Here is a 12,922-nt window from a genome sequence, read left to right on the forward strand (position 1 = left end):
GATAATTTGCTAATACGATAATGGAATACAGGTCTAATAAAGCCGCAAATATAAATCAAAATACCTGCATCTTTGCCCCTTATGACGTTCTACGAAGCGCAACAGCAATTGCAAAAGGCCCTGACTGAATTGTATGATGACCGCGAGGCGGCCAATATTGCCGACTGGGTAATGGAGCATGTTACCGGACTGCGCAAAATTGATCGCATTATCCATAAGCAGTCGCCCCTGGCCCCTGAAAAGGTGAACCTGCTACAGGAATACACCCGGCAATTGCTGACCCATAAACCGGTGCAATACGTTTTACACGAGGCCTGGTTTTGTGGAATGCCTTTCTATGTGGATGAGAATGTGTTGATTCCGCGACCGGAAACGGAGGAGCTGGTGGAGTGGGTATCTGCAATCGGCAATCGGCATTCGGTAGACGGCAAACGGCAGACGGCAGAAACGCTTCGCATTTTGGATGTTGGTACGGGAAGTGGATGTATACCGGTTTCTTTAAAGAAGAAACTGCCGCAGGCAGAGGTGTATGCCTGTGATGTAAGTGAAGGGGCGCTGGCGGTGGCGGCGCGTAATGCGGCGGCTCAGGAAACGCCTGTTAATTTTATTAAGATTGATTTTTTAGATGCGGGTAGCTGGTCATTGCTCCCGGAGGTTGATATTATCGTAAGTAACCCGCCCTATATTCCGCAAAGCGATAAAAACACCATGTTCCAAAATGTGCTGGCCCATGAGCCACACCTGGCTTTGTTTGTGCCCGATAATGATGCCCTGGTGTTCTATGACGCCATTGCGCGTTTTGCGCAAAGTAATTTGGTTAGCCAGGGTTGTGTTTTTGTAGAAATTCATGAGGAACTGGGTCAAAAAACAAAGGAGTTGTTTGAAGGGAAAGGGTTTTATGCGGAGGTAAAGAAGGACTTTCAGGGGAAGGACAGGATGGTGAAGGCAGTTCTCAGTTCTCAGTTCTCAGTTTAAAGTTCAAGGTTTACTATTTTCAGTTTATTCGACCCTGTTTTCAACTGAAATCGGGGTGTTTTCAGTTGGCAGCATACCGTTTCTAACTGAAAATGGGGCGTTTTCAGTTGGCAGCATACCGTTTCTAACTGAAAATGGGGCGTTTTCAGTTGGTAGCGTACCGTTTCTAACTGAAAACGGGTCGATTTCAGTTGGTGGCGTACTGTTTCTAACTGAAAACAGGGTGTTTTCAGTTGGCAGCGCACCATTTTAAACTGAAATCGGGGTGATTTCAGTTATTATTCTCCCCGGATAAAACTCAATACGTAAGGCATAGCAAAATAACACGAGGCACCCAGCACAGCATAAAGCATGGTAGTTAGCCATCTCTTTTTATACTTTATATCTACTGCAACGGGAAAGGCCAAAGCGGCTGCAAATAAAGGCATACCTATCACGGCAATGAGGAAGATCCTTATGCGATCCTGATCCGTATATGTTTCATCGAAAGCTAGCTGCCGGTAGGTTTGAAATAGTATTTCACTGAACAAGACTATCAAACAGGCAAATACAGTCAAATACAAAACACTGATATAATCATGTTGTTTTAATATTCTCCTGAACACAACATGAAACAGTACTTCCCAACATACTATTATGAACAATCCGAAAACATTTATTGGAGTACCAGGAATGTGCTCAGGCAGATATTCACGCACCAATAACAGATCAATAAACAATATGGCGGTTAGCACCAGTACGCAGACAAGCAGTAATTTTCTATGGTCGGGCAAGGGAGTGGGTTTAGATAAGGGGTAAAAAGAACCCCCGACGGTACTGTCGGGGGAAGTAATTTATTTCACTTTTGTATCTACAAGTAGGGTTGACCGGGCACCGAGCTCGCGGGCTACCCGCATTACCGCCACTACATCTTCGAGCGGAACCGTTTTATCGGCATTGATCGCAATGGTGGCCTGCGAAGAATCTTTCATTACATAAGGCTGCATAAAGGCCTTCATTTCTTCTATCGTGATCTGTTTACCATTGATGATGTATTCACCGGTTGGTTTTATGTTCACGATAACCGTTTGTTTGGCCTTGGTATCGCTCTTGGCCTTGGGCTGTGATAACTTGATCACATTCGGATTGGCCAGCGTAGATACGATGAGGAAGAAGAACAACAGGATGAACAGGATGTCGTTCAACGCACCTGCATGCAGTTCCGGATGTCCTTTTAATCTTCTTCTTAAATTCATTTATCTGTGTTTAGAATTATCGTGTTGGTTCCTGCAAAATATCAATGAATTCTGCACTGGCAGCTTCCATGCGGTTCACTGTTTTATCTATCTGGGCATTTAGGAAGTTGTATCCTACATACGCCAGCAAACCGATGATCAACCCGGATGCAGAGGTGATCATTTTCGTATAAATACCACCTGCGATCTGGGCCGGGGTAAACTCGCCCGATGCATTGATATTATAGAACAACTGCAACATCCCGAAGATGGTTCCCAGGAACCCGAACATGGGCGCAATACCATACACCAATGATAAAACCGACAGGTTACGTTCCATTTTATACACTTCCAATTTGCCTACATTTTCCATGCTCTTTTCAATAGCCTCGATAGGCTTGCCTATACGTTGTAACCCTTTGTCGATGATGCGGGCAACGGGGTTGGGCGTATTTTTAGCCAGTGACCGTGCTGCCGACACATTACCACTAAAGATATTATCACGTATAATATACATGAAATTGGGGTCAATTTTACTGGCCTTGCTAATGGCAATAAGCCGTTCAAAAAAGAAAAATACGGCCAGTACGAACAACAATCCCAGCGGGATCATAATGGGACCACCATTGCTAAGCATATCCATTACATTCATAGTATGCTCGCCCTGAGGGGCGCCGGCAGTGGCTGCTTTTTGTAAAGAGTCGGCGGTAGCGGTGGTAGCGGGATTGGTGACTTGTAACAAAAACCAATTCATCCAGAATGTTTTTTAAATAATTGAAAGTAAATCACAATGTACTGTAAATGTAGGCAAATGTGTGCCTAAAACGTTTGGAACGATTTAATATTTCTTAAAAGTTTGCTAATTGAATTACCTGATACTCAAAACATAAGCCAACTAAAAGTTAATTCTGGCCTAAGTTCTGGCCTCCTCTGTTATTCGTTTGCTGCTGCATCATGGCCATGATCTGTTGCATATTGCGCTGCATGCTTTCACTGCTGCCATCGAGGAAGATGACGTTGCCTTTACCCACTTCAGCAAAATTCTTGATGGCTTCCGTCCACATACTGAACAGGATCACATTGGTATCGAGGTTAGCCTGTTTCATTTGCTCTGCCGCCTGGCTCATCCCACGCGCTACCTCTTCCCGGAACAACGCTACCCCCTGACCGCGTAACTGAGCGGCAGTACGTTCAGCCTCAGCCGCAATTTTAATGGCATTACCTTCTGCCTCGGCCGATTTTGTTTTAGTGATCAACAGGGCCTGGCCTTCGTTTTCGGCTGCCGCCTTCAGGTTATTACTGGCCACTACCCGGCTCATGCTGTCCATAATGGCTTTATCGAATGTAATGTCGTTTATCTGCAGGTCGAGCAGGTGATAACCCCAGTCCTCCAGCAAATGATCTATCTGCTCTTTTACATATTCAATGATTTCCTTGCGTAATCCCAGGATCTCGGCCTGGCGCTTGGTAGCAACAAATGAGCGCATGGTTCCCTCAATGGTGCGGGTGAGCGCCTGCATCAGGTCGCGTTCGCTCAGGAATTTAAAGGCCACTTTTTTAATGGTTTCCTCTTCGGCGTTTTGTACGGCATACAACAGCATACTTTTAAAATATACGTTTGCCTGGTCGGCCGTTACCGCCTGGAACTCCATTTCAACCGAACGGTTCTGGATACTCACCTTGCGGCTGATCGTTTCCAGAAATGGTATTAAAAAATTCAGACCAGGCCGTAAGATGCGGCGGTAGCTGCCAAACATGGTTACCACCCCGATAAAACCCTGGTTAATGGTTTTTAACCCGGTAAATAATAAGAGAACGATAAGAATGACCCACCAATAATTCGCTAGCAAATCCATAGAATTAAATTTTAATGAAAGATAGGTATTAGTTAACGAGTTGGCAAGTTAACCGGTTGATGAGGAAGTTGACAGAGTTGATAGCGTTGATAAAGGTTGCCGGGTTGAGGCCTTGGCCTTTTGCCCTTTGCCGTCTGCCAATTCCTTAACTTTACACCAATGAGCTCAACCAATCAATTCGACATTATCATCGTCGGCGGCGGCCCCATCGGTTTGGCCTGTGCCCTGGAAGCAAAAAAAGCCGGTTTGCACTATTGTATCCTGGAAAAAGGCTGTCTTACTAATTCATTATATAACTACCCCATAAATATGACCTTTTTTTCTACTTCAGAAAAACTGGAAATAGGCGGGATCCCTTTTGTAAGTAATAATATCAAACCTACCCGGCCCGAGGCACTGGAATATTATCGCCGGGTAGCCACCAGCAATAAGGTCACCATTCACCTGCAGGAAGAAGTAAAACTCATTTCTCCGCTCGATGGTAAATACCAGGTCATCACCTCCAAACAAACCTATCTCGCAAAGTTTGTGGTGATCGCCACCGGTTTTTATGATATCCCCAACACCATGAATATTCCGGGTGAGGACCTGCCTAAAGTGGTTCACTATTATAAAGACCCGCATTTTTATGCCATGCAAAAAGTAGTAGTGGTGGGCGCCAATAATTCGGCGGTTGATGCCGCGCTGGAAACCTACCGCAAAGGCGCCACTGTAAGCATGGTCATTCGCGAAGAAGGGATTGGCAAACGAGTAAAATACTGGGTAAAACCCGATATCGAGAACCGCATCAAGGAAGGCAGCATTACGGCATATACCCATTCCACGTTGATGGCCATTCGAGAAAAGGAAGTGGACATTCTTACACCTGAGGGCATAGTTACCATTGAGAACGATTACGTGATTGCCATGACGGGTTACCAACCTAATTTCAATCTTTTACAGGATACGGGCATCCTGCTATCGAATGATGAGGTACTGCAACCGGCCTATGATCCCGAAACCATGGAAACCAACTTACCCAATATTTACCTGGCCGGCGTGGTATGCGGAGGGATGAATACCCATGTGTGGTTTATTGAGAACAGCAGAATACATGCGGAAATGATTATGAAGGCGGTGAAGAAGAAGGCGTAGAAAACAGCTGCAGGCCACAAGCAAATACAGGCTGAAAGCCGAAAGGTTAAAGCTAAAAGCAAATACACTCCGGTTTTGGCTTTGGCCTTTACCCATTAGGCTTTAACCCGTTTTCTTCACTTCAACATTCGATACTCACTATTTTTTCTATCTCCTATTCTCTCCTATAAACAAATATCTCCACCCTCCTGTTCTTCTTCCTGCCAGAAGAGGTTTTATTGCTGGCTATGGGTTCTAAAAAAGCATAGCCCCTTGCAATAAAGGGTACGCCCAGGGAAGGGAGTTTTGTCATGAGGTATTGTTTTACCGATACGGCCCGGCTCTGCGACAGCTCCTGGTTGTATTGCAGGTTGCCGATACTATCGGTATGGCCTTTTACAACAACCGAATCCATAGATCCGGTTATTTTATGTGCAAAGCTATCGAGCAGGTCAAAGCTTTTCTTCGATAATTCATAGCTGGCCGATACAAAATAAATATCCGGGATTATCAACGTGTCAATGTGCTGTACATAGGGTGTACGGGTAAGCCCTAATTTGGGCCGTGGTACCGGTGGCTTTTTTAAATGCGCGCTGATGGTTTTATCTAACCGCTCATGCCGGTCGTCCTGCGCATAGATCTCCCCCGTTTCCTGTTCTGCTTCTGTACATATTTTTTCATTAGGGTTTACCGGCGTCACCGATACTTTATCGAGCAGGAATAAATATTCATCCTGGAAATCGGGTTTAAAAACACCGGAATAATCGGTTCTTTTAAAAAGCCCGATGGTAAGATAGGCTTCATTGCCCGTAGCAGTATATACATAATGCACCTTTTGCCATTTATTCGGGGGCTGCGACAGCGCCGCGCCGCTTCTTACATACCAGTAAACAGGTTGAATGTCGCGATAACTGCGTTGTTCGTATAAGAAGTCTTCGGGTGAAAAATAGATCCCTATACTGTCGAGCACTTTATTGGTGGCGCTTACATAAAAATCCACATTATACTGGCTCCCTTTTCGTAGCCCGCATATCAACTGGGTCCTGATGAAATTGCGCGCCCCCTTCTTATTTACACTTCCTGCAGTGAGCCCAACATACCGATACCCATCATAGGCAACCTTCATATCACTGTAATAATAATTGGCTTCATGCGAGGTGGCGATCCAGGCTTCGGGGGCGCAATACTTATGAAACTCGGTGCAGAGGTTGGCATCTTCAAAGCTGCCATTGGCAATCAGGTTCTGGGAACGCCCGTTTATACCTGCCAGCAGCAGTACGGAAATAACAGGAACGAATTGCAATATTTGTTTCATAGACTGGTTGACAATGGGTGATCCTAAATTAACGAAAATTGCTACTTGTTGATTTGTAGACACATGTAGACGAGTTTTGATCTGTATCAATTATATTTCCATTCACTTGCATATCACAAATCCTTTATATACTTTTGATCTCAGCTTACTTCTACCACAACATCCTTCGAAAACTCCAAACATTACATCATAGCCTCTCAAGATATTTTTCATTCATCCTTTTGAAGACCTGCTAATAGCCTTTTCTATTAACATGTATTAGAAAAGCAAATCCTCCAATTTTCCTCTGGGGCCACCCCTAATTATTTCATCCCAAACAAAACGAAATGAAAAAGATCTACTCTTTAGTCATGATGACTATTATTGCCATGACTGTAAACGCTCAATTGGTATTTAATGAAAACTTTTCCGGCTATACAGTAAACGCCAATCTCTCTGGTCAAAACTCCTGGAGTAACGGTGGCACCACCGGCACAGATGTAAGAGTTTTAAACACCACTCCACTTGTTTATTCAGGTTATCAAAGTGGTAGTGAGTATGTGCAAACAACTACCGGAAGCGGCACAGCTCCCCGCAAAACTTTCATAAGCGCCGCCACCCTCCCTACCAATACTACCGGGGTTATTTATATGTCGTTTGTAGTGAACGTAACCTCCGCGTCAACCGGTAACCCCGGCAGTGGCTTTCAAAGTGTTTCATTGTTAACGGCGAGCGGCAGTACCCCTGCCAGGTTTTATATTGACAGAAACGCAGGCAATACTGCTGTACGGTTTGGAGTTGCCGTTGGTTCTGAAGCTCCGGCCTGGACTGGCGGCGCCAGCACTTATAGCTATAACTTCAATACCACTTACCTGATCGTAATGCAATACAATGTAGCAAATGGCAACAATAACGATGATGTTTACTTATGGGTAAATCCTTCGCTTTCCGGGGTACCCAACACAGCGTCACCAGATGCCTCTCATCTTAGCAGCAATGGAGAGGTGAGCAACGGCAGTACATTCACCGGGCTTATTTTCAACCAGGCCACCAGCGGTGGTGGCTATAATACCGCCAATGCGGGCTTTGATGCATTCCGTGTTTCTTATGGTGCTACTCCATCTATAGCCTGGACAAACCTGGCTGCTGCCAGCGGATCCCTGCCAGTTACACTCACCAGCTTTAATGCTGATAATGATGGCGTGAGCACTAAACTCATCTGGAACGTAACTCAGGAAACCAACTTCGCCAGCTATGTTATTGAAAAAAGCACTGATGGCAGATCGTTCACCGCTATCGGCACCGTAAAAGCTACCAATCAAAACACCTATAGTTTTACTGATGGCTCTAACAGTGATAACAACAGCTACTACCGGTTGAAAATGGTTGACATTGACGGTGGATTTAAATATAGTTACATCGTGAGCATTAAGAGCAGGCTGAATGCCAATATTTCCCTGTCGCCCAATCCGGTTAAGAACAATGTGATGATCCAGCACCCGAAAGTGATTACAGAAGGGCATATTCAAATCTTCAGCTCTAACGGACAATTATTCAAAGATGTTAAACTGGCGCCCAACGCAGTTATAACTAATATTGATATGAGCGGTTTCACAAGCGGCCTTTACCACATAATATTTAAGAGTGGTTCAGATATGTTTAATAAAACGGTAATTAAGCAGTAAGGTAGAGCCGCTGTTACTAAAATGCCATCCTGACTAAGTTGGGATGGCATTTTTCTTTGGGCGAGAACAGCTGCAAGCTGTAAGCTGCAAACAAATACAATTCCGGTTTTGGCTTTGGCCTTTAACCTTTAGGCTTTAACCCATTTTCTTCACTTCAACATTCAATATTTATAAAGAATAATCTCCCCCCCTTCGATTCAGCTGCCTTCCTTTTGCGTTTTACCTGTAACCTGTAACTTTTCCTTACTATCTACTTGCTTATCTTATTAACTATCGGCCTTTTTCCTCCCAGATACAAGCTAAGTGTACGATCGTCTCAACGCTCTTTTGCATATCCTGCACGCTCACATATTCGTGTTTGCCATGAAAAGCCATTTCACCGGTGAAGATATTCGGACAGGGCAAACCCATAAACGATAAGCGTGAGCCATCTGTACCGCCCCGGGCGCTCATTTCCAGCAAGGGTACGCCTGCACGCGCAATGGCTTCTTTTGCATAAGCAGATACCTGCGGATATTTAACCAGTACTTCCTTCATATTGCGGTATTGTTCGCGCACGTCAAAATCGGCTTTGGCGCCGGGAAAGCGTTGCAGCGTAGCCGCCAGCTTTTCCTTTAAAATATTTTCATATTCAGCCAGCTTCGCTGTGATAAAATCGCGGATGATAAACTCCAGCGTTACTTTTTCAGCAATCCCGTTTATACGAACCGGATGCACAAAACCCTGGCGTTTTTCAGTTGTTTCGGGCGACAGGGTATCTTTTGGTAATGATTCCAGGAAGGCGCCGGCCACCTTCATTGCGTTCACCAGTTTGTCTTTTGCATAACCGGGGTGCGCACTGATGCCATGAAATGTTATGGTTACGCCATCGGCAGAAAAAGTTTCATCTTCATACGCACCACGTTCGCCTGCGTCGAGGGTATAGGCAAATTCAGCACCCAGCTTTTTAAGATCAGCCTTATCAACTCCACGGCCAATTTCTTCATCGGGCGTGAACAGTATTTTGATGATCCCGTGTTTTACCGTGGGGTTCGTGATAAAGAAATGCGCCATATCCATGATCACGGCTACCCCGGCTTTATCATCAGCGCCCAGCAAGGTGGTGCCGGAAGCAGTGATGATGTCGTCCCCTTTCTTTTTCAGCAAATAGGGATGATCTGCCGGCGAGATCACCTGCGTGGGATCATCGGGCAATACAATATCGCCACCATTGTAATTGGCGTGCACGATAGGTTTTACATCTTTTCCGGTACAATCAGGCGCCGTATCAACATGCGAACAAAAACAGATCACGGGCACCTGTTTTGTAGTATTGGCAGGTATGGTGGCGTACACATAACCATTATCATCGAGCTGTGCATCGGTAATGCCCATGGCCTGTAACTCCTGCACCAGTAAACGGCTGAGGTCTTTTTGTTTTTCGGTGCTGGGGCAGGTAGCGGATTGCGGATCACTTTGCGTATCAATCTGCACATATCTCAAAAACCTGTCCTTTGTGGTAAAACTATAATTGGTAAACATGTAAGCTGTATTTTTGGCAATATAACTCAAATATCGTTCAACTCATTTCCCCATGACGCCCGGTGTTACCACCCCACGTATTAAACAAGGCTGGCTACGAGCTGTAGTGCTTTTTGTGGCTTTTATTATTGCGGGTGCGCTGGCAGGTATGGCCGGCGGGTTGTTTACGTTAACATCGGCTGGTGGCGAAGGTTTTAATAAATCGCTGCTGAACAGCGTTACCCTGGCCTTATTTATTTTCGAGCTGGTGGGCATTGCCCTGGTCATTGTCTTCCGCCGGTACATCGATCGCCAGCCGGTTAAAAGCATGGGGTTTCAGTGGCAAACTTTTCAACCAGAGGCCCTAACGGGTTTCTGTTTGGGCCTGGCTCTGTTAGGCGCCGGTTCCCTGGTGCTGCTGGCCAGTGACAATCTTGAATGGACCGATGCGCATTTTGCCCCTGCTGATCTTTTTACAGGACTGGTGCTGATGATAGTGATAGCCTTTACAGAAGAAATGGTTTTCAGGGGATACATACTCAACAACCTGATGGAATCGATGAATAAATGGGCTGCACTGGGCGTATCGGCTGCGCTGTTTACTTTTGCTCATGGCAGCAACCCGGGCATTTCATTTATTGCCGTTATTAACCTGGCTTTAGCGGGGCTGCTGCTGGGCATTAACTTCATCTATACCCGCAATATCTGGTTTGCCATTTTTTTTCACTTCAGCTGGAACTTTATACAGGGCCCCGTTTTAGGTTATGAAGTAAGCGGACTGCCTTTACAAAGTGTATTACAACCTTCGTTACACGGTCCCTGGTGGATAACCGGCGGCTCGTTTGGGCTGGAAGGTTCGTTTGTTGCTACGGGTCTTTTGTTATTTGCCCTGCTGCTGTTATATGCTGCGTATGAAAAAAGATATGTAAAGCCAGTAACTGCCAGCTAATAACATATTTGTAAAATCGGGTAATTCTGGTTATCTTTTTACAAACTAAAGCTGGCTAAATATGAAAAAACTCCTCATCGGTGCCCTCATAGGGGGTATCATTTTATTCTTCTGTCAATTTCTTTCCTGGACTGTTTTAAACTGGCACAGCAACGCTTACCAGTACACTCCCAAACAGGATGCTATCATGAGCGCCTTGAGTGCTCAACTTGATAAAGACGGGCAATTTATGATCCCTAACCTGCCGCCCAATTCCACCATGGAAGAGCATAAGGCGGCTATGAAAACGTATGATGGCAAGCCCTGGGCCACCATTGCCTATCACACTTCCAAGAGCATGAACATGACGCCAAACATTATTCGCGGGCTGATCATTGATATCTTGATAATTGGCTTTTTCTGCGCCCTTATCAGCCGCATGAATGCATTGAATTTTACCGCTATACTTATTTCTGCCATATTTGTTGGCATGATCGTTTTCTTTAATGTGCCTTATACGCACCATATCTGGTTCCAGGATGCAGACCTGATGGCTTATTTCTGGGATAGTGTCCTCGGCTGGGGGTTGGTAGGCATTTGGCTGGGGTTTCTATACCGAAAAGTCTGAACCGGGATTTTTAAGATGCATGGGATTTTTGGGATAGGACGTCTGAGTTTTAAGATTTACTACTATCATTCAGCATAATAAAAAGGCGGAGCCATTTTGAATGACTCCGCCTTTTTCATGTAATCCTGTATCTCATCCCTCCCAAAAATCTCACAAATCCCAGTTCAGATTACTTTTTTGCGGGTTTCTTCTTAGGGGCAGGTTGCGCGGCCTTAGTTGCCGCTTTTGCTGCTTCCTGGGCGGCTACTTCGTCTACATATATCATTTTGCCTTCGGGTATTTCCAGTTTGCTAAAAACTGATGGCATAATGTAAATAAGATTTTCCAGGGAGTTTTGGCTGGCGTCCACGAACTTCCAGGTAAGGCCGTTGTCGGTTGATTCGCCTATCAGGTAAGAAGTGGTCTTTACCTTGCCGCGGCTTTCATCCCATGAGTCGCGTACTTTTTCAATTACGCATTGCCAGGTCTCGATGTCGTTCAGCATGCTCCGCATTTGCAGCTTTTCGGGTTTCTCATCCGTTTTGGGTTCATTGCGAAAATGGAGAGTGATCACATTCTGTTTAAACCCTTCCTTGCCGCCATAAAACTTAAAGGCGCTGGGTTGGCTTAAATTTAGGTAGGTGTCCCACTCGGTGTAAAAATTGGCCCTGGTTAAGCTATCGGCAAATTTCAGGGCATTACGGGTAGCAATGGCCGTATCCGATTCGGGCAATGCGGGGTCGGTAGTTGAAGGCGTTGTGGTTTGGTCCTGGGCATTAACAATAACAGATAAACAGATAAATAGTGCACACGTAACCATGTGCATCGTGGTTTTTATCATAGGGTATAAATTAGTGCGGCAAAATAGAGAAAAAATCCGGGCAGGTCAAGATGGGAAAAATACTTGGGAAGTTGACGTGGTGGAGGTGGGATGCAGGAAGTTGAAAAGTTGATAGCGTTGATATAGTTGATAAGGGAAGAATACAAGCAGAGATATCAATAAGAAACAGCCGAAAAAAATTAAAGGCAAGAAGTTTTATTTCGCACTTCTTGCCTCTAACATAATTACTTATTATTTGTCCCCGCTATCAACCTTATCAACTAATGTTACGGCATGATAATACGGGAAGGAGCTGCGCCAATTTCAACCAGTTCAATATCAAAAACCAGGTCTTCACCGGCCAAAGGATGGTTGGCATCCAGCATTACATTTTCTTCACCTATTTCGGTAACCACTACAGGAATTACGTGTCCTTCAGAGTTGGTCATATTCAACCGCATGCCTACTTCCAGTTCCATATCTTCAGGAAACTCGGTCACGGGGAAGGCAACGATCATATCGGGGTTTTTAGGACCATAAGCTTCGGCAACCGGGATGTTGATGGTTCTTTTATCACCTACTACCATTCCCATAACACCATTGTCGAAACCAGGAATAACCATTCCGCTTCCTACTTCAAATTGCAGCGGTTCACGGCCTGCAGAGGAATCGAAAGTTGTTCCATCGGTTAAACGGCCATGATAATGAACTTTTACAGTATCGCCGCTTTTTACTTGTTGCATATAAACTTTATTAGTATTTAAAATTGTAAGGAAAGCCAATCTCCCGTCCCACATCGCCGTATCCGCTTGAGAGCTGGTGAATAGAAGCGAGAAAATAAAAAGCCCAATTCCCTTGGCTGCAAAGTAAAAGGAATATTTTGGGGCAGCCAATAAAAGTTTTTTATTGACATTTGGGGCCAAAAGGCAC

12 protein-coding genes are annotated in these 12,922 nt (G+C 45.0%); 5 read left to right on the forward strand and 7 right to left on the reverse strand.

Features of this window, described 5'->3' with window-relative positions; all coding sequences use genetic code 11:
- The first annotated feature begins 81 nt into the window (after positions 1-81).
- Positions 82-975, forward strand: coding sequence for a peptide chain release factor N(5)-glutamine methyltransferase (gene prmC, locus NIAKO_RS22410; RefSeq protein ID WP_014220739.1), 894 nt, complete (start codon positions 82-84; stop codon positions 973-975).
- An 833-nt stretch (positions 976-1,808) separates the two neighbouring features.
- On the opposite strand, the gene NIAKO_RS22425 is transcribed toward prmC, so the two are convergent.
- From NIAKO_RS22425 to NIAKO_RS22435, 3 genes are all read right to left on the reverse strand, one after another.
- Positions 1,809-2,210: an ExbD/TolR family protein gene (locus tag NIAKO_RS22425; RefSeq protein ID WP_014220741.1), complete on the reverse strand. Its 402-nt coding sequence runs from the start codon at positions 2,208-2,210 to the stop codon at positions 1,809-1,811.
- A 16-nt stretch (positions 2,211-2,226) separates the two neighbouring features.
- Positions 2,227-2,943, reverse strand: coding sequence for a MotA/TolQ/ExbB proton channel family protein (locus tag NIAKO_RS22430; RefSeq protein WP_014220742.1), 717 nt, complete (start codon positions 2,941-2,943; stop codon positions 2,227-2,229).
- A gap of 148 nt (positions 2,944-3,091) precedes the next feature.
- Positions 3,092-4,045, reverse strand: a complete 954-nt coding sequence (locus NIAKO_RS22435) for an SPFH domain-containing protein (RefSeq protein ID WP_014220743.1) — start codon at positions 4,043-4,045, stop codon at positions 3,092-3,094.
- Between the two features lie 159 nt (positions 4,046-4,204).
- Here NIAKO_RS22435 and NIAKO_RS22440 point away from each other — a divergent pair, with 159 nt between their 5' ends.
- Positions 4,205-5,179: a YpdA family putative bacillithiol disulfide reductase gene (locus tag NIAKO_RS22440; protein ID WP_014220744.1), complete on the forward strand. Its 975-nt coding sequence runs from the start codon at positions 4,205-4,207 to the stop codon at positions 5,177-5,179.
- 154 nt (positions 5,180-5,333) lie between these two features.
- On the opposite strand, the gene NIAKO_RS37055 is transcribed toward NIAKO_RS22440, so the two are convergent.
- Positions 5,334-6,473: an OmpA family protein gene (locus NIAKO_RS37055; protein ID WP_049815583.1), complete on the reverse strand. Its 1,140-nt coding sequence runs from the start codon at positions 6,471-6,473 to the stop codon at positions 5,334-5,336.
- 326 nt (positions 6,474-6,799) lie between these two features.
- Here NIAKO_RS37055 and NIAKO_RS37060 point away from each other — a divergent pair, with 326 nt between their 5' ends.
- The gene (locus NIAKO_RS37060; RefSeq protein ID WP_014220746.1) at positions 6,800-8,137 is read left to right on the forward strand and encodes a T9SS type A sorting domain-containing protein; all 1,338 of its coding nucleotides are present in this window, start codon (positions 6,800-6,802) and stop codon (positions 8,135-8,137) included.
- 270 nt (positions 8,138-8,407) lie between these two features.
- Here NIAKO_RS37060 and pepT read toward each other — a convergent pair whose 3' ends face one another.
- Positions 8,408-9,658: a peptidase T gene (pepT, locus tag NIAKO_RS22455; protein ID WP_014220747.1), complete on the reverse strand. Its 1,251-nt coding sequence runs from the start codon at positions 9,656-9,658 to the stop codon at positions 8,408-8,410.
- A 52-nt stretch (positions 9,659-9,710) separates the two neighbouring features.
- Here pepT and NIAKO_RS22460 point away from each other — a divergent pair, with 52 nt between their 5' ends.
- Entirely contained in the window at positions 9,711-10,586 is an 876-nt protein-coding gene (locus tag NIAKO_RS22460; RefSeq protein ID WP_014220748.1) for a CPBP family intramembrane glutamic endopeptidase, read from the forward strand.
- 61 nt (positions 10,587-10,647) lie between these two features.
- Positions 10,648-11,193: a hypothetical protein gene (locus NIAKO_RS22465; RefSeq protein WP_014220749.1), complete on the forward strand. Its 546-nt coding sequence runs from the start codon at positions 10,648-10,650 to the stop codon at positions 11,191-11,193.
- Between the two features lie 169 nt (positions 11,194-11,362).
- On the opposite strand, the gene NIAKO_RS22470 is transcribed toward NIAKO_RS22465, so the two are convergent.
- Entirely contained in the window at positions 11,363-12,013 is a 651-nt protein-coding gene (locus NIAKO_RS22470) for a hypothetical protein (protein WP_133055369.1), read from the reverse strand.
- 266 nt (positions 12,014-12,279) lie between these two features.
- Positions 12,280-12,735, reverse strand: coding sequence for an FKBP-type peptidyl-prolyl cis-trans isomerase (locus NIAKO_RS22475; protein WP_014220751.1), 456 nt, complete (start codon positions 12,733-12,735; stop codon positions 12,280-12,282).
- Positions 12,736-12,922: the final 187 nt, after the last annotated feature.

The organism is Niastella koreensis GR20-10 (genome assembly GCF_000246855.1).
Classification (GTDB): Bacteria; Bacteroidota; Bacteroidia; order Chitinophagales; family Chitinophagaceae; genus Niastella; species Niastella koreensis.

What these genes read in the sequence shown, in the direction of transcription:
- NIAKO_RS22465 (WP_014220749.1), top strand. Translation starts at nt 10,648, where the DNA reads ATGAAAAAACTCCTCATCGGTGCCCTCATAGGGGGTATCATTTTATTC.
- NIAKO_RS37060 (WP_014220746.1), top strand. Translation starts at nt 6,800, where the DNA reads ATGAAAAAGATCTACTCTTTAGTCATGATGACTATTATTGCCATGACT.
- NIAKO_RS22430 (WP_014220742.1), bottom strand. Translation starts at nt 2,943, where the DNA reads ATGAATTGGTTTTTGTTACAAGTCACCAATCCCGCTACCACCGCTACC.
- pepT (WP_014220747.1), bottom strand. Translation starts at nt 9,658, where the DNA reads ATGTTTACCAATTATAGTTTTACCACAAAGGACAGGTTTTTGAGATAT.
- NIAKO_RS22475 (WP_014220751.1), bottom strand. Translation starts at nt 12,735, where the DNA reads ATGCAACAAGTAAAAAGCGGCGATACTGTAAAAGTTCATTATCATGGC.
- NIAKO_RS22460 (WP_014220748.1), top strand. Translation starts at nt 9,711, where the DNA reads ATGACGCCCGGTGTTACCACCCCACGTATTAAACAAGGCTGGCTACGA.
- NIAKO_RS22470 (WP_133055369.1), bottom strand. Translation starts at nt 12,013, where the DNA reads ATGATAAAAACCACGATGCACATGGTTACGTGTGCACTATTTATCTGT.
- NIAKO_RS22425 (WP_014220741.1), bottom strand. Translation starts at nt 2,210, where the DNA reads ATGAATTTAAGAAGAAGATTAAAAGGACATCCGGAACTGCATGCAGGT.
- NIAKO_RS37055 (WP_049815583.1), bottom strand. Translation starts at nt 6,473, where the DNA reads ATGAAACAAATATTGCAATTCGTTCCTGTTATTTCCGTACTGCTGCTG.
- NIAKO_RS22435 (WP_014220743.1), bottom strand. Translation starts at nt 4,045, where the DNA reads ATGGATTTGCTAGCGAATTATTGGTGGGTCATTCTTATCGTTCTCTTA.
- prmC (WP_014220739.1), top strand. Translation starts at nt 82, where the DNA reads ATGACGTTCTACGAAGCGCAACAGCAATTGCAAAAGGCCCTGACTGAA.
- NIAKO_RS22440 (WP_014220744.1), top strand. Translation starts at nt 4,205, where the DNA reads ATGAGCTCAACCAATCAATTCGACATTATCATCGTCGGCGGCGGCCCC.